15 protein-coding genes, 1 tRNA gene and 1 other RNA gene are annotated in these 18463 nt (G+C 29.0%); 10 read left to right on the top strand and 7 right to left on the bottom strand.

The window, feature by feature from the left end; all coding sequences use genetic code 11:
- Positions 1-193 precede the first annotated feature (193 nt).
- Positions 194-1645, top strand: coding sequence for an Asp-tRNA(Asn)/Glu-tRNA(Gln) amidotransferase subunit GatA (gatA, locus tag MC061_RS01340; RefSeq protein WP_259535394.1), 1452 nt, complete (start codon positions 194-196; stop codon positions 1643-1645).
- A 580-nt stretch (positions 1646-2225) separates the two neighbouring features.
- Here the strand turns inward: gatA and MC061_RS01345 are convergent.
- From MC061_RS01345 to rnpB, 3 genes are all read right to left on the bottom strand, one after another.
- Entirely contained in the window at positions 2226-2696 is a 471-nt protein-coding gene (locus MC061_RS01345; protein ID WP_259535396.1) for a phosphatidylglycerophosphatase A family protein, read from the bottom strand.
- A gap of 17 nt (positions 2697-2713) precedes the next feature.
- Complete coding sequence (locus MC061_RS01350) at positions 2714-3691, bottom strand: NAD(P)H-dependent glycerol-3-phosphate dehydrogenase (protein WP_259535398.1); 978 nt, start codon at positions 3689-3691, stop codon at positions 2714-2716.
- 558 nt (positions 3692-4249) lie between these two features.
- Positions 4250-4600: RNase P RNA component class A (rnpB, locus tag MC061_RS01355), an RNA gene on the bottom strand.
- Positions 4601-4805: 205 nt separating this feature from the next.
- Between rnpB and nuoE the strand changes: the two genes are divergently transcribed.
- From nuoE to trpS, 6 genes are all read left to right on the top strand, one after another.
- Positions 4806-5309 carry an NADH-quinone oxidoreductase subunit NuoE gene (gene nuoE / locus MC061_RS01360; protein ID WP_259535400.1) on the top strand — a complete coding sequence of 168 codons (504 nt, stop codon included), beginning with the start codon at positions 4806-4808 and terminating at the stop codon, positions 5307-5309.
- Entirely contained in the window at positions 5306-6490 is a 1185-nt protein-coding gene (tgt, locus tag MC061_RS01365) for a tRNA guanosine(34) transglycosylase Tgt (protein WP_259535402.1), read from the top strand. The genes nuoE and tgt overlap by 4 nt, the downstream gene beginning before the upstream one ends.
- 167 nt (positions 6491-6657) lie before the next feature.
- The gene (rpsP, locus tag MC061_RS01370) at positions 6658-6903 is read left to right on the top strand and encodes a 30S ribosomal protein S16 (RefSeq protein WP_259535404.1); all 246 of its coding nucleotides are present in this window, start codon (positions 6658-6660) and stop codon (positions 6901-6903) included.
- Between the two features lie 74 nt (positions 6904-6977).
- Complete coding sequence (locus MC061_RS01375) at positions 6978-7964, top strand: polyprenyl synthetase family protein (protein ID WP_259535406.1); 987 nt, start codon at positions 6978-6980, stop codon at positions 7962-7964.
- 66 nt (positions 7965-8030) lie between these two features.
- Positions 8031-8633: a nucleotide exchange factor GrpE gene (locus MC061_RS01380; protein WP_259535408.1), complete on the top strand. Its 603-nt coding sequence runs from the start codon at positions 8031-8033 to the stop codon at positions 8631-8633.
- Between the two features lie 88 nt (positions 8634-8721).
- The gene (gene trpS / locus MC061_RS01385) at positions 8722-9729 is read left to right on the top strand and encodes a tryptophan--tRNA ligase (RefSeq protein WP_259536248.1); all 1008 of its coding nucleotides are present in this window, start codon (positions 8722-8724) and stop codon (positions 9727-9729) included.
- Positions 9730-9824: 95 nt separating this feature from the next.
- On the opposite strand, the gene MC061_RS01390 is transcribed toward trpS, so the two are convergent.
- The 4 genes from MC061_RS01390 to nusA are packed head-to-tail and all read right to left on the bottom strand — an operon-like array spanning position 9825 to position 15025.
- Positions 9825-10697 (bottom strand): 4-hydroxybenzoate octaprenyltransferase, encoded by an 873-nt coding sequence (locus MC061_RS01390; protein ID WP_259535410.1) that lies wholly within the window; start codon positions 10695-10697, stop codon positions 9825-9827.
- Positions 10698-10718: 21 nt separating this feature from the next.
- Positions 10719-11075 carry a ribosome-binding factor A gene (locus tag MC061_RS01395; RefSeq protein ID WP_259535412.1) on the bottom strand — a complete coding sequence of 119 codons (357 nt, stop codon included), beginning with the start codon at positions 11073-11075 and terminating at the stop codon, positions 10719-10721.
- A gap of 2 nt (positions 11076-11077) precedes the next feature.
- The gene (gene infB / locus MC061_RS01400) at positions 11078-13432 is read right to left on the bottom strand and encodes a translation initiation factor IF-2 (RefSeq protein ID WP_259535414.1); all 2355 of its coding nucleotides are present in this window, start codon (positions 13430-13432) and stop codon (positions 11078-11080) included.
- Between the two features lie 12 nt (positions 13433-13444).
- A complete protein-coding gene (gene nusA, locus MC061_RS01405; RefSeq protein ID WP_259535416.1) occupies positions 13445-15025 on the bottom strand; it encodes a transcription termination factor NusA in 1581 nt (526 codons plus the stop codon).
- Positions 15026-15747: 722 nt separating this feature from the next.
- Here nusA and MC061_RS01410 point away from each other — a divergent pair.
- From MC061_RS01410 to MC061_RS01420, 3 genes are all read left to right on the top strand, one after another.
- Positions 15748-15837 (top strand) — tRNA-Leu (locus tag MC061_RS01410).
- Between the two features lie 512 nt (positions 15838-16349).
- Positions 16350-17150: a TrbG/VirB9 family P-type conjugative transfer protein gene (locus tag MC061_RS01415; protein WP_259535418.1), complete on the top strand. Its 801-nt coding sequence runs from the start codon at positions 16350-16352 to the stop codon at positions 17148-17150.
- 188 nt (positions 17151-17338) lie between these two features.
- Positions 17339-18460, top strand: coding sequence for a TraB/TrbI/VirB10 family type IV secretion system protein (locus tag MC061_RS01420; RefSeq protein ID WP_259535420.1), 1122 nt, complete (start codon positions 17339-17341; stop codon positions 18458-18460).
- The last annotated feature ends 3 nt before the right edge of the window (positions 18461-18463 follow it).

Below are 18463 nucleotides of genomic sequence, written 5' to 3' on the forward strand. Positions count from 1 at the left end.
TCTTAAGAGGGACATCAAAGTAAATGATATATAAAAATAATACATCTATTAAAGAGGCTTTATTGTAATCCTTATTAATATCATATATTAAATTAATATTACAATATATATACAGGTCTAAAAATACTAAAGAACTAGATATTTATTGTATGAATACTACAATTAATCTTTTTGATAAAGAGTTAAAAAACTAATGAATGAATTAAGAACTCTAAGCATTACACAAATGCATCATGGGCTTAAAAAGAGAGATTTTTCTTCTCTTGAACTTATAGAGGCGCATATTGAAGCGATTGAATGTGAAGAATTAAATGCCTTTGTGACAAAAACTCCAGAAATAGCAATAAAAGCTGCTAAAGCTGCAGATGAACATTTTTTTAAGAGATCTGATGATCTTATTTCACCATTAATGGGTATACCAATTGGTATAAAGGATTTATTTTGCACGAAAGGGATTAAGACAACTGCGTGTTCTAAAATGTTAGAAAATTTTATTCCCACATATGAATCTACTGTATCGTACTTACTCTTAAAGAGTGGAGTAGCTTGTATGGGGAAACTAAATATGGATGAGTTTGCTATGGGTTCTGCAAATACAAGTAGTTATTTTGGTTCTGTTAAAAATGTCTGGATTAGAAAAAGTGATGCACAAAAGGTTGTACCTGGAGGCTCTTCTGGAGGCTCTGCTGCAGCTGTTGCTGGATTTTTATGTGCTGGAGCGTTAGGAAGTGATACTGGTGGTTCTGTACGACAGCCAGCAGCATATTGTGGAGTCATAGGTATAAAACCAACATATGGTAGATGTTCTCGCTTTGGTATGATTTCATTTGCAAGTTCTTTAGATCAAGCCGGAGTAATTACTCGTTCTGTTGCTGACTCTGCATTAATGTTAGAAACAATTTGTGGATATGATAAAAAAGATTCTACATCCAGTAGAAAAGCTATACCAAAGTTTTCTAAACTCATTAATAATGATATTAAGAATAAGCGTATTGGCATTCCAAAAGAATATAAAATGGATGGTATTTCAAAGGATATCATGTATCATTGGGAGAGAGTATCTTATGCTTTACAAGCACAAGGTGCTGAAATCATTGAAATTAATCTACCGCATACTAAATATGCGATTCCAGTATATTATTTGATATGCTCTGCTGAGGCTTCATCAAATCTTGCACGTTATGATGGAGTGCGTTATGGACTAAGAGTAAATGCTGATCATGTTGAAGAAATGTATTCATTAACAAGAGCAGAAGGCTTTGGGAAAGAGGTAAAAAGGAGAATTTTAATTGGTGCTTATGCACTTTCTTCAGGTCATTATAATGAATATTATGAAAAAGCACAGTGTGTCAGAACATTAATCAGAAATGATTTTATAAAAGCATTTGAGCATATAGATTATATTCTTGTACCATCTGCACCAACAGAAGCATTTGGATTAAATGAAACACCAGATCCTCTAATTATGTGTATTAATGATGTCTTTACTGCACCAGCAAGCTTAGCAGGTGTCCCTGCTATTTCTATTCCTGTTGGCTTTTCTCAAGAATGTTTGCCACTTGCTTTGCAAGTCATTGGTAATTATTATGATGAAGCAGGAATATTAAATGTAGCAAGTATTATAGAACAAGAATATTGTATTTAAATGTTTGATATTTTAATTTGAATCAAGATCATTCTATGAATTCTACTCATTGATATAGATAAATAATCATCACAGTTTCGTTGTATATTTTAAAGATCACTATACTCTATCATTATACTCTTTTTTTTTATGATTTACTAAACTGAATTTTATGAGAGGAAATTTCTGAGTAATATCTAATTCTTTGGTAATATAATTTTATTTTTTATCTCGCTACTTAAATATTATGAACATATTCTTTGTCTTCAATATTTGACATATATCATTTAAAATTATCCCTATTATGGGATGTATCGCTTGATAAAAATATTTATCTTTAAGAAATTTTTCATATATATAGAGTATGCAGTAATTGATAAATGAATTTCAATAACATGTTCTTTATTTTAATAGATCTCCAAATATATATCTTCTTGAAGAGCAGTTAAAATGAGATATTCAATTAATACAGTAATTTTATTCTATGAGAAGATACTTATATATATATTTCACTATAAATGGGGATAATAATTTCAAATATCAGATAAAATGTTATTTTAGTATTAATGATATAAAATAATAGTTTTTATTTGATATATAATCATACTAGATAATATAAGATTACTGTCACAAGACATGCAAAACATCCAGCTAGTATATCATCCAACATGATACATATTGGATATCTAGTTTCCTTATCTATAATACTAATAGGCCAAGGTTTAATTATATCAAAAAACCTAAAAGACAGAAAACACAACAATAATATAGAATACGAGAGTCGATCTTGATTTAAGATAATAGAGACTAAAAATACTGTAAATAACTGACCTACTACTTCATCAATGACGATTTCTTGTGGATCACTACCAGTATGATAATATTTTATATAATATGTTGTAGACCATAATCCAATAATAAATAAAAAGATAATAATGATATAGCCTAAAATTTTATTACTAATAATAATGGGTACAATGGGAAAAGCAGCAATACTACCCATGGTCCCTGGAATATATTTTATAGTACCATATAACCACCATGTGGATATTAATTTATATATACATTTCACAAAAAGTCACCAGTATATTAATTTATTAGAATTTCAAGAATATCATTGATAATATAATTTTTATATAACAATCTATAGATTGCTTCACATATAGGAATCTTTATTTGTAATTGTTTTGATAAATTGTATGCGGATTTAGCAGTACTAAAACCTTCAATTAGTAACTTTCTTTCTGATATAATCTTCTGAACTTCAAAGTCATTTTTACTCTTGCCTATTTGCATTCCAAAGAAGAGATTTCTTGAATTTAAAGATGTACATGTTATCATGAGATCACCTAGACATGCTGGTCCCATTAGCGTGTCTATGTTAAGCTTCCCTATTTTTGCAATATATAAATTCATTATCTCACTCATACTTTTTGTAATAAGTAATGCATGAGTATTAGATCCTAAATTTCTACCCAAAATGATACCACATGCTATAGCAAAGACATTCTTGAGCGCTGCACATATTTGTATACCTACTACATCGCTAGTCAGAAATAATGCAAGATTTTTTTGTTGCAATTGTGATGCTAGAGAGGTAAGTAATATGTCATCTATAGAGGCTAATACCATTGAATATGGTAATTTTTTTACAACTTCTATTGCAAAACTAGGACCTGAAAAAATAGCGATAGGATTATTAGGTAATATCTCATTTACTATTTCACTGGGTAGTTTTAATGTATCCTGCTCTATGCCTTTACAAGTTAATATTATCACTACTTGTTGCTTTATATTATGATTATTCAATTGATGACATATCTCTCTTAAACATTGAGTGGGAACAGCTATTATAATTACAGTAGTATTAATCACATCTTCAATAGAGATGCTAGCAACAATATTATTAGGGATTCTACAATGAGCAAATTTATTACTTTTTCTTTGAAAGTTTATTAAGTCAAATGTATCTTGATTGCGAGTCCATAATATAATTTTTTGCTGGTGACTTAATGATAATGCTATTGCTGTACCCCATGTACCAGCACCTAAAACTGATATTGTCACAATTCATTCCTATACAATCCTTCTCCTAATTAATATCTAGATTTATATTATAAGCATAATATAAATAGTTGATACTTCTAATATATCTTCTTATTTCATCTTTTAATAATATATATTAATTTTAAAATCACAAAATAATAATAAATATTCAGTTCATTTGTCATATGAAAGGTTCTACTATACATATTTAGAGATATTCACTAGTTTTCATAATATGAGTCGCTATATTAGTAGCGAACTAGCAATATTATCTTGATGCATTGCATTTTTTTAAATTAGTAATATTTCATTTAACGATAAAGCACAATCATAGTATTATTAAATATTACACATCATGTTTATCTATTACGCGATACTCGATGAACTATTCACAATATCTTAATTATAAAACAAAATTTATGCGCTTGATCACATATATAAAATGCTTCTAAAATTATTTCGATGATTCAATTGTATGTAATAAGAGCATTGCTAGATATTCTATGATCTTAATAAGATGTGTAAAATAATTTATAGTATAAATAATCATCACAGAGAATAATCTCTATAGATTATTAATCTCTAGGTGAGGTATAAGCCGCATTCTGTTTATGTAGCTATTTATCTAGAGCAAATCTTACCATTTGCTTCATGCGATTTACCCGAGTAGATATAAGGAAAATATACAACCTACTCTTATTTAATCTTGCTCCTAGTGCTGGTTACTCAACTAATAATGTTGCCATTATTATGGTGCGCTCTTACCGCACCTTTTCAACCTTACCTCTATACAATAGAGGCGGTTATTTTCTGTAGCCCTATAACTGTAGTTCTCTACGGCGGGTATTACCCGTCACTATTTTTCCTTGGAGTCCGGACTTTCCTCTGCTATACTCTTGGGAGTATAACAGCAGCTACTTACCTCACCTAACAAGATTAGGATAATCAATTTATAATATAAAATCAATCACTATCAGTATACAGATATTCTGGATTAACAATATAGATGATAAAAACGATCTGTGCTCACTACTATTCAAACAGATTTTTTGTTAGTCTATGCTAGAATATATTATGAATTTTAGTAGCAGTTCAGTATATAATATATACTTTATAGTAAAAATCACACTTAAACATGAGCAAAGATCACACACAATTTATTTTTACATCACATAATCTTAAAAAGGTCAAAAAATGTATCTCAATTTATCCTAAAGGTAGAGAAGGTAGTGCTGTAATGCAATTACTGCATCTAGTACAAGAACAATTAGGGTGGATTACCGAACCTTCTATGCGCTATATTGCTAACATATTACATATTCCGTATATACGTGTATATGAAGTAGCAAGTTTTTACACAATGTATCATTTACAACCAGTAGGGAAATATTTAATACAGGTGTGTACAACAACACCCTGTTGGTTATGTAATAGTCAAAACATTATCAATACTGTAAATAATCAATTGGGCATTAGTATAGGAGAAACTACTAAAGATAATCTTTTTACTTTAAAAGAAGTGGAATGTCTTGGAGCTTGTATTCAAGCACCTGTTATTCAAATTAACAAAGATTTTTATGAAAAATTAACATCTAATAAAATTAGAGATATTATAATCAAACTGATACAAAGTACATGATAAGAGAATTTACATTTAGCATCATTAAACAATCATGCAATGCACGAGTAGGTGTGCTACACACTCCACATGGTAATATACATACACCAGCATTTATATTTTGTGCCACAAAAGCGACAATCAAATCTTTAGATATAGAGAGAGTAAAAGAATTAGGCACTCAAATCATACTTTCTAATACTTATCATCTTATGCTTCAACCTGGAGAGACAATCTTATCTAAACTTGGAGGATTACATAAGATGATGGGATGGGAGGGACCAATTTTAACTGATTCAGGTGGGTACCAAATATTTAGTTTGGGATATGGATCAGTTTCAGAAGAAATAAAAGGTATCAAGAAAAATCGTATTACTATGATTAAAATCAATGAACAAGGTGTCATTTTTCGCTCTTATATTAATGGTCAAATCTATTGTCTGACTCCTGAAAAATCAATTCAAATACAGCAAATATTAGGTGCAGACTTAATTTTAGTATTGGATGAATGTACTCCATTTAATACAAGTAAAGAATATACAGAACACTCAATGTTAATGAGTACTCGCTGGGCACAACGCTCTCTAAATGAGTTTGAAAAAAATGATCATGGTACACAAGCGCTATATGGTATTATTCAAGGAGGAATATACCGAGATTTACGAAGAATCAGTTGTGATTTTATCAGAAGTTTACCATTTTTTGGTCAAGCAATAGGAGGATCACTTGGTCAAAATAAAGATCAAATGTATAGTATTACTGCTTTTACTATGGAATGTGTACAACGTAATAGACCTACTCATTTATTAGGTATTGGTCAGATATCAGACATTTTTTACGGTGTAAGTATTGGAATTGACACATTTGATTGTGTATATCCTACGAGATTAGCACGACATGGTGGTGCACTCATTAAAGTGAAAAACAGACATTCTCTATCTTCTAAAAATAGAGATTATATTAATTTATATAATCATCAATTTATATTAGATAATAATCCAATTGAAGATGATTGCTTGTGTTTTACATGTAGAAAGCATTCAAGGGCATACATACATCATTTGCTAAAAGCAAAAGAATTATTATCATACTCTCTTATCACCATGCATAATATCTTCTTTATCAATCATTTGATGCACTCGATAAGAGATGCAATATTAAATGATAAATTGAATCAAGAAAAAAATAATTGGATTAGTTAACACTTTAATATTGTGTCTTTAATTTTGGACATATGCTATCTAGTGATGAATCAATATTTTTTTTATATCTATAATATGATATCAGGATAAAGTAATTCAATTGATTTGACTTAGACTACAATTTTTGTATAGAATTTTATTAGTATCGTTTAGAATGAGAGGTGATCATGGCAGTTAAGATAAGGCTAGCAAGATTTGGAGCAAAGAAACGTCCTTTTTATAGAATAGTGATAGCTGATGCACGTGCACCAAGAGATGGTAAAATTATTGAAAGAATAGGTCACTATAATCCTATGCTACAAAAAGGCGATTGCAACCGTGTCGTTATCAATAATGATAGACTACAGTATTGGCTAGGAGTAGGTGCACAGGCAACTAAAAAAATTATATGGTTTATAAAAAAAGGAATATAAGATTAAGTGATACCTATGAGAACTTGATGTCAAGATCATCATTTCGATCAATAGATATATAGAGAATCTTAGTCATGGAAATTAATACTCCAAATTATTCTATATTAGACGATATTATTTCTTCTGATATATCTGCGATGCATGATTTTCTTTCTCACAATATCCAAGATCATGAAGTCACTGCATATGCTTCAAATCTTCTACTACGTCTTGTGAGAGCAGGTGGAAAAAGGATTAGACCTAAATTAGTCTTTATTATATGCAAAATGCTGCAATATTTTGAAACAAATCGGATTCAAATTGCTGCTTCGGTAGAGTGTATACATTATGCGACTTTACTACATGATGATGTTCTTGATGATAGTGAGATACGTCATGGCATTCAAACAGCACATATTATTTGGGGAAATAAAGCAAGTATTTTAGCTGGAGATTTATTATTAACTTTAGCATTTAGATGGTTAATTGATTGTAATAATATCAATATTCTGCGCATTTTATCTCAAGCATCTCATGCTCTTGTCAAAGGTGAGATCAAGCAAATGACAGAATGTATTGATCTAGATCTAATGCATACAAATTACTTTGCTATTATTGGAGAAAAAACAGCATCTTTATTTTCTGCATGTTGTGAAGCAATATCTACTGTATCTACTGCTACACAGGATGAAATATATAGATTGAAAAATTTTGGCTTTAACTTTGGCATGGCATTCCAAATTATTGACGATATTCTAGATTATACTGCATATCAAGATTCTTATGGAAAAAAAGTTGGCAAGGACTTTCATGATAGAAAAGTGACTTTACCAGTCATTATTGCATATGAAAAAGGTAATATACAACAGAGAAAATTTTGGAAAGAATATTTTTATTCAAATGAACGCAATTTTGATCAAGCATGGAAGTATATTGCGCAACATCATGCTATCTATCTTTCTATACAAAAAGCACAATATTATCTCAATATAGCACAAGATAATCTGAATGACTTTCCTCATTCTCTCTACAAGAGTGCATTGATTACATTTATCAAATCTAGCATAAATAGAGAAACATAGCTAATGCTTGTATCTTGATAGATTAATTGCTATATATTGATCAGTATTTCTAAGGAAAATGATAAAATGTCAAACAGTGTTACAGAGCAAAAGGAGCAGTATACTAGTATAGATACTAGTATAGATACTAATATAGATACTAATATAGATACTAGTAATGAGTCTGAAAATAAAGATCAGTATCATACCGATAATATACATAAAAAATTAAATGAAGATTTTAATGTATTAAAGGAGCGAGCATCTCAGCTTGAAGATCATTTACGTCGTGCTATTGCAGATAATGAAAATGTCAAGCGAATTATGCACAAGCAAATTAATGATGCAAGTGATTATGCATGTACAAAATTTGCTCGTGATATGATAGAGTCATGTGATAACTTAAAAAAAATCATGGAAAATTTGCAAGAAAATGATCCTATTCATGAGGGTATTAAAGTCGCTTATCAGAAAATCATGAATGATTTTAAAAAATATGATATTGAAGAAATATATCCTTTAGGTCAGTACTTTGATAGTAACCTGCATCAGGCAATTATGGAAAGAGAAGATAGTAAAGAAACACCTGGTACTATTATTGAAATATTACAAACTGGTTATACTATAAAAAATAGATTACTTCGTCCTGCTATGGTCATTATTGCTAAAAAGATAGCATCACCTGAGTAGCATGAGCAATAATATCTGTTGAATCATGATACATTATATGTTCTATATAATAAGTGCAAATTGACATATTTTATATAAAAAACCTGTGATGTGTACACATAATACTTCTGTAATGTTCTCAGGTATTCAACCAAGTGGTATGATACATTTAGGTAATTATTTAGGTGCAATTAGACAATGGGTGACTTTACAAAAAAAATATCAATCTATCTTTTGTATTGTTGATTTACATGCTATCACCTCACAAAGATTGTCCTCTATACAATTAGAAAGTAATATATTGAAAACAGCGGCAACTTATATAGCATGTGGTATCAATCCAAAACACTCTGTTATTTTTCTTCAATCTTCAGTTAGTGCTCATGTGGAGCTTGCATGGCTTCTTGGATGTCATGTACCTCTTGGTTGGCTCAATCGAATGACGCAATTTAAAGATAAAGTGATACGTGATCAATATAAATCTTCTCTTGGATTATATAGCTATCCAGTACTTATGGCTGCAGATATATTACTATATCGCACTAAGTATGTACCTGTTGGTCAGGATCAAATTCAACACTTAGAGTTGACACGCAAGATTGCATTATCTTTTAATCAATATTATAAGACTGATTATTTTATTTTACCTGAAGCATTAATCTCAGAATCGACAGCAAGAATAATGAGCTTAAGAAATGGTACAAGCAAAATGAGTAAGTCTTGTACTTCAGATTATTCGAGTATTCACTTAGATGATTCAAATGAATTAATTGTAAAAAAAATACAAAAAGCAAAAACAGATTCAATAATAGGTTGTAATATTGATACTTTAGTAGAACGTCCTGAAATAAATAATTTGATAAAAATTTACTCTAGCGTGAGTGATCATTCTATTGAACAAGTATGTAGAGAGATAAATCAACATAATATGAGACGCTTCAAAAGAGAATTATCTGATTTAATTATCAGTACGCTATCTCCCATACGCATACGTATTCACGATTTATTACAAGATAAAAACTACTTACTAAAAATATTAAAAATAGGTCAGAAAAAAGCAGAAAAAATTGCACAACAAAATATGAAATTTATTAGAGAGACAATCGGATTTATTTGATAATATTGTGTCATATCATCAGGTTATTTTTTATGAAATAACTAGATTGAATTTGACTGTATGGTTTCTCATAATAAGTGAAATAGAGAAAATGATTATGATAAATCAAATAGTAGATTTCCTATTAATCTATCTAATAGCATACCACATACAAGTAATAATCCAACATAAAATTGATTTTTAAATATATTCATATATCTTGCTACATCAACGTGTAAATTAGTATTTTGGCGATATAAAATAAGTGCTATGATACATAGTACAAAATAAAAAATATTATTTAGCGATGATGCGATAGCAGAATACATCCAAAATATCAAGGACAACAAATAACAAATATTTAACCAGATATTGTTTTTTTTACCAAAGCAGAATGCAGTAGAGTATAATCCTAGTTTTTTATCTTCTTCCATATCTTGATAGGAATATATAGTATCATAACTCAGTGTCCATGTTACGCATCCAAGATAAAATAGTATAGCCTCTATAGTAATTTCGCTTTTAATTGCTGTTGCTCCCATAAGACTTCCCATATTAAAGGTAAAGCCTAAAAATAATTGTGGACACCAAATATATCGTTTACATAAAGGATAGACGATGATCATACACATTGATATTACACCAAGAATAATTGTACATCTATTTGTATACAGTAAAAGGATCAATGAGAAAGATAGTAAAAATAATAGGATAATGAAGGCATGATATATTTTGAGTGTACCAATTGCTAATGGTCTATATTTTGTACGATGCACACATCTGTCTATATCTTTATCTAATATATCGTTAATTATGCATCCTGCAGGGCGCATTAAGCATGATCCTATAGTAAATAGGATTAATAATAAACAAGTATCATAAGAAATAGTATGCGAAGCTAATAAAATACCACTTAAACTTGAAAATAATAAAAGCCATAAACCAGTTATATTATCTAATCTCATTAACGAGATATAAAGTGTGATCATAAAAAGTGTTAAGAACTTTTTTTACATAAAATGCAAAAGTGCATTGAACTGTACATCAGACTTAAAGATGAATTTAGGAATAAATCTCATTTCAACATAATCGAATATCTCCCTTCGGATTGAATATGAATAATCATTAAGATTGTTAACAACATTAGTGATATCAAGACTTTTATTTTGTATCTCATTATCTTGAGTCATAGTATTACATAATAATGCAGATAACAGTACATATATATATGCTATTTTTAAATCTTTACTTAGTTTTACATGAGAGATGACAATATTTTTATTCAATATTTTATCTTGTAGTGATATGCGTGAGAGCGCTCTATGTAATACTGATGCTATTTTTTGTTGTCTAATTTCTTTTTGCATATCTATAATTCTCTTACTTCTTCTATTAATTGAAATGCTTCTATTATATCTCCCACTCTTACATCAATATTACTATCTAACAATACTCCACATTCAAAATTTAGACCTACTTCTTTAACATCATCTTTAAATCTGCGTAGCGCTTTTAGTCTACCATTATGTAATAACTGGCTATTACGTTTCACTTTAATAATCGCATCTTTTTTTATTACTCCATCACTTACATAGCATCCTATGATATTACCAGATTTAGACATATTAAATATTTGTCTCACACATGCAGAGCCTATTCTTACTTCTCGTATAATAGGTTTGAGAATAGTAGTTAAAAAAGCTCTGATATTATCAATAAGTTTATATATGATATTATCAGTATATAGGATGATACCTTTCTGTTGTGCTAGGTGTCTAATTTTAGTCTCTACTTTGAGATTAAATGCTAAAATTATGGCATGTGAAGCTTCTGCTAATAAAATATCTGATTCTGTAACACTGCCAACCCCTTTATATAATATATTGAATTTGATAGATTTTTTACTTAATTGATCAATGACATGAGACATTGCTTCAAGAGATCCCATCACATCGCATTTTAATACTACAGATAGTTCTTCTATTTTATTATTATCACTATTAATGATATCCAAAGTATCATGAATGATATTTTCATTTGTTTGTGCATGTAATTCTAATCTATACTTTATAATTTCACGTGCTTTTTTTTCAGAAGAAACCACAACAAATGTATCTCCTGTTTTAGGTAATTCATGTAATCCAGTAATCTCAACTGGAGTAGAAGGTAATGCTTTTTTCTCTTTATTGCCCAAATGATTGAACATACTACGTACTTTACCATACGTTGTTCCTACTACTAATAAATTGCCAATTTTTAATGTACCTTCTTGCACAATTAATGTCGCTGATATACCTTGATGCTTATCAATTCTTGATTCTATTACGTATCCAAGTGCTCTACAATCCTCTATTGCTTCTAAGTTCATTAATTCAGAGATAAATAAGATTGACTCTTCTAATTTATCTAGATTGATTTTCTTTTTTGCTGATACTGGTATGACCATTATATCACCACCTAGAGATTCTGGTATAAGATTATATTTCGGCAAACCATTAATTATTTTTTCTATATTATCACGATGAACTTGATCAATTTTATTAATAGCAACTATGATAGCAACATTTGATTTTCTTGCATGATTGATTGCTTCAATTGTTTGTGGCATCACGCCATCACCAGCAGCAATAACAATAACGATAATATTAGTTATATGCGCACCACATGCACGCATTGCAGTAAATGCTTCATGTCCTGGAGTATCAATAAAAGTTATTTTTTGATTATTATGATTACTAATTTGATAGGCACTTATATGCTGCGTGATACCACCTAATTCTGTATCTGCGACATTTGCAGTCCGCAATGCATCTAATAATGATGTTTTACCATGATCAACATGACCCATAAAAGTAACAATAGGTGGTTTAGGTTTTTTAGATAAAAACTCCTTATTCTCTATCAATAAAATATCTTGTTCTTTATTTGCATGACTGATACGTTTAACAGTGTGATGAAATTTTTTTACTATTCTACATGCTATCTCTGAATCGATAATATCATTCAATGTATGAGATGATTGATTACTTTCTTCTTTAAATATTTTTAGAACACTTCGACTATCTTCTGCCATACGAATAGCTAATTCTCTCACTGTAATATAATCTGGAATTACTACTAATCTTGAGATGTTTGCACCTTTAATCGATTTTGACTTGCGATTTTTTAGAATCACTCTTGGCTGTAAGAGAGAGTGATCGGATTTTTCATCTTTTTCATCTATTGCTTGCGTAATCACTAATTTGGAATGTTTAGAATATATATCTTTACTGATTTTTGGCTTTTTATTTATAGTTTTGTTGTCACTATCATCTTCTTCTTTTAAGTTAGATAAATGAGAATCATCCAAGAATTTTTTATTTATTTTGTCAGATACTGTATTAATATGCGTTTCTTCTTTTTTATTTTGTATCTCAAAAGACGAATTACTGAATTTTGTTTGCACTAATTCATCTTCTGATGCTCTTTGTTGTTTTTCTTGCAAGCACACTGCATTTTGTACAGCAGTGATACGAAAAATTTTCTCTTGTTCTGTGAGAGACACTAAATTAGAATCATTATCACTATTTACTGTATTATCAGTATGAGTATTATTTCTTCTTCTTTTTTTGACTATTGTCGCACAGGTATTACGACTAGCTAAAGCGTTAAACTCAAGATTGAGTTTTAACTTACTGAATCCTTGTAGGGTTAATTTTTTGCTGCTAGTATCTGCATCTTCCATATATATTATATTTTATATTACTCCAAGTTTTTTACGAGCTTCTATGATGATTGATTCTGCAGTATATTTTAAATACTCTGTATTGCAATTATTATCAGATATAGAAGATAATATATTACACAGTTCATAACTTGATAAATCTGCTAAATCTTTTAATTTGCACACACCATTCTTACTAAGAACAATTTTTTCATCTATCGATAGAGATAAATTCATGATTTCATCTTCCATTCCTAAATTCTTTAATTCTGATATTTTTTTATTATTTTCTTCTTGTAGATACTTATTTGCTCTATGTAGTAATTCATGTGCAATATCCTCATTAAAGCCTTCAATTGTAGATATTTCTTTAAATGTAGCATGTGCAATATCTTCTATGCTTAAAAAGCCTTCTGTCACTAATAATTGACCCATCATCTCTTCTAAATTTAATGCTTCAGTAAATAATTTTGAACATTGTTTGAGCTCTATAACACGTCTTTCTGATTCCTGTTGAGTGCTTAAAATTTCAATTTTCCATCCTACAAGTTCTGAAGTCAATCTAACATTTTGGCCCTTTTTACCTATTGCTAAACTTAATTGATCATCACGTACTATTAACTCTATGCAGTTTGTGTTCTCATCAATAATTACTCTTGAAACTTCTGCAGGAGTAATCGCTTTAATCACAAATTGTCCTAAATCTGGAGAGAAGTGAATAATATCAATTTTTTCACCATTTAATTCATGTATAATGGCCTTTATTCTATCTCCTTTAATTCCGACACATGCCCCAACTGGATCAATATTTCTATCAGGAGAGAAAACTGCAACCTTAGATCTAGAGCCAGCATCTCTTGAGATTCCTTTGATAACGACTAATCCGTCAGATATTTCTGGTATTTCTTGCTTGAGTAATGATTCTAAAAATCCCTTATGTACTCTAGAGAGAATAATTTGTCGTCCATCATCAGATTTTTTAACAGAATGTATATAAGCTTTAATCTTATCACCTTCTCGAAATGCTTCACCAGTAATTAAATTCCGAAAAGGAAGATATGCTCTAGTGCCATTAATATTAATATCTACAATAAGATCTGAATATTCTACTTGTTTAACAATACCATACCTAATCTCTCCTAACTTATCTTTAAATTCTTCGTATTGCTTCTTTAATTCTTCATCTTTTATAATTTGACTAATCCGTTGTTGTGCAATTCTTGCAGAAGCAAGATCAGTATTCAGAGCAAGTAATTCATGTATTGAGTCTCCAATCTTTGCATCTGCTTTTATTAATTTAGCGTGTGTAAGAGAAATATATGCAAAATCAATACTTTCTACTTTATCACATTGTTTATCATCGATAACCTTAAGTTGTCTATATGCAGTGACTTTACCTGTACTTCTATCTATATTCACTAAAATTTTACTTTTACTACCATATTTTTGATGCGCTACTGCTTCTATTGCACTTTCTAGTGCTTTGATTATGACTTCAAAATCTAAACCCTTATGCAGTGATAGTTCACCTGCGGTTTTTATTATATCAATACTGCCTACTATATTGTTTTTATTACTTTTTTGTTTTACAGGACTTTTACGAGAAACGATCATATCAATGTATCCAAGTATATAGTATATTACAGTTGTAGCGAGATATAGTCACGTTAAATACTAAATAATTATTACTTTAAGTCAAGATGTTTCATGTGTACAGCATGAACTAGTATTTCTATTGAAAATAGTAGTCTCTCAATAAGATATTTGTAGTAATACAAGATATAAAATGTATAGAGGTTATGATGTTACTGAAATTATATTTTATATACTCATTTTAAAATAACATTTCATAACAATTATAGTATTATTTAAATAATCTCATATCCTTCAGAGATAAAATATTACTCAAATATTACTCAAATGAATTACAGTCATGATTTTTTGCAAATCTCTTAATGATATATGTAGATAAAGTATCAGAGAAATTTTCTACTTGACTATGAATGAGTTTACAGATAACTCTATTAAAAATATTACATCATTATTAATAATGACAATTATTGATCATTATCTTTATATAAACATCTTTCAATATTCAAAATATTTACTTTAAATAGTATAATATACTCGCTTCAAGAAATTACTAGATGAGTATAGAATTGTATCTCGTTATTTAGAAAATCATTTGATGATCCATTATAATAAAATATCATTACTTATCATTGTATATATTATAGATCTTAATGTATGCTCATAAGAGATTTCTTCTTTTTAAAGTATCAAGTTGACATATATACAGACATATTCTAAAATTATCCATAAGATTAAGAATATACGCGGCCGTGGTGGAATTTGGTAGACACGCAGCGTTGAGGTCGCTGTGGCTCTTTAATCGTGCCTTGGAAGTTCAAGTCTTCTCGGCCGCATATACCCTCCCTGCACTTCTCCAAATTTTTCTATATAATCTACATATAATTAATAGTATTGAATGTAAAGATAGTAAACATTTTGATATCTTGGATAAGTTTTTTATTAATATATGAAATATTAGAACATAATCACAACATATTATTTTTTAATTTTTACATTACAATATCATAAATCATTTAACATGAATGCATAATTCTATATTCACACAATCGAGTAAATATCGCGATCAATATTTAAAAAGGCCATTGAGATATCCAGACAATATAGTGACTATTATTAATAAATTCGCATTATTCAAATAAATCTCTACAAAATGTGTATGATCTGAATCAAAGATTTATGAATCCTATAATTAGGTATAGTCAGTACTACATGATAGTTTTATGATTATATTGTGCAATGTGTAATATTGTATAGCAATACTAATATCTAGACATTGATAAAAAAATATGCTAAGATATTTTGCTCTTTAAAAAGATACAGAAATTTTGACCTATCACATGATGCAATGAGCAAATATAGAACATTACTATTGTTTGCTTTATTAATAAGTAGTAATCTTAGTGCATGTATTGATTGCAATAATATTGCATATTATGTGGATCATAGAATAAAAACATTATTATATACTTCTGATCAAGTATTTACAGTGAATCTTAGTTACGGATTTTGTTCTTATATTGAATTTGCAGAAGGAGAAAAAATATTGACTATATCTGTAGGTGATGAATCAAGTTGGAACTTGATGCCATATGATAATAAGTTGCTCATTATACCATTTGAGTATACTGCACAGACTAATATGATGATTACTACTACAAAAAAGAGGAGTTATGTATTTGATTTAGTATCAAGACCATATTGTAAGCATAATTTTGATGAGATCAAGAATGATGCTTGTTTTGCAGAAGAGAGTATAACTTATATAATACGTTTTTGCTATCCTAAAGAGAGTGAACAAAATGCTCTAGATAGATTTGAAAGCTTAAAAGTACAAAGCTCTGTGTATCAGACAGAAGAGATAATACAAGAAAATAATACAATAAATCATTATCAATATACAGATGAAGAAAATAACAATAGACTCATACCATTCAAAATATTTGATGATGGATTATTAACATATTTGAAGTTGAGTGATCTAAATATAATACCTCAAATTTTAGTTGTAGATGAGAATAACGCTCAAATGCGATGCTACTGTAGAAGATTATTTTTTGATGGTTATATCGTAATTAAGGGAGTATATAAAAAATTATTTATATATTATCAAAATAATGAATTAAAAGTAGTAAATACTGTACTATAAATTGCACTGAAAAGATGGCTTTAATATTAGATAGTAATTTAAGAATCTCTTATTTAGTAAGTAAGATATTGACAATATTCTCACGTTACTCTTATAAGAGATTAATGATGATAATTACATCATGTGCTCTAGTTTTAAGTATCACAATTTACTATTGTTATATTAAACAGTCTTACCAAAAAGCGAGTATGCAATATACTACACGCACAAATATCTCTATATCTCCAAAAACAAGTCTTCCTATTACAAGTACGAAGAATCATGCTTCTTCCTTATTATATTCTAATAATAAGAGTATCAGTGTGTATCCTAAATCACGTCGTAATGCAAATATGCTTGTTGTATCATCTATTAATGATAAACACATACTTGATCATGTAGAATCCTATTCTTCTACTCCGATTAATGATGTAATCACAAGATCAAAAGTAAATCAGTTGCCCAAATTAAATTATATGATTATTCAGGGTAAGATTATTGATGCAGTGCTTGAAACTGCAATAGATTCTGATCTCAATGGTATGTTACGTGCTATTGTGAGTAGAGATGTATATTCGGAAACAGGCAATGAAATTTTAATACCTAAAGGATCAAAATTGATAGGTAGTTATTCATGTGTATTGAATACTGATAGACCATTAATAAATATTAATTGGAATAGAATTATTTTACCTCAAGGTATAGATATTACTATATCGTCACCTAGTACTGATTTGCTAGGAAGAGTAGGAATCAGTGGAGTAGTAGAAAATAAATTATCCAAATTATCTTCAATGATACTAGCTAGTATTGCAACTGGTTCTATTTTAGCAGAAAAGATTTTTCATTTTCAGATGATGAGCACTTCAAGTGACATAACAAAAAACAATCCTGTAATAGACACTGGTACATTAAAAACAATGATTCTTAATACTATATCATCAGACGATTCTGCGAAAAATCATTTGCAGAATCTAGAAGAAAGAAAATGGCAATTATCATGTGAGGCTATTAAAAATATTTCTCATTCTAATAATGATCAAGATCGTATCAGAATCTTTAAAAAAGAAATAGCATCATTATTAGACATTCAAGAAAATGTATTAAATAGTATCAATATAGAGCAAATTAATCAATTAATAAATCAATCTCAGAAAAATCAACAAACCCTTGACAAGGATATCATTAATACATCAATGAGTAATATTTTGAAAAATTTTCGTAATTCATTCAAAAACTCTACAGAAAAAAGATCAACCATTTATCTTAGTCATGGTACTGCACTGAAAGTATTGATTAATCAAGATATAATATTTAATACAATATATTAAGTA

The organism is Wolbachia endosymbiont of Howardula sp., assembly GCF_025021925.1.
GTDB lineage: Bacteria > Pseudomonadota > Alphaproteobacteria > Rickettsiales > Anaplasmataceae > Wolbachia.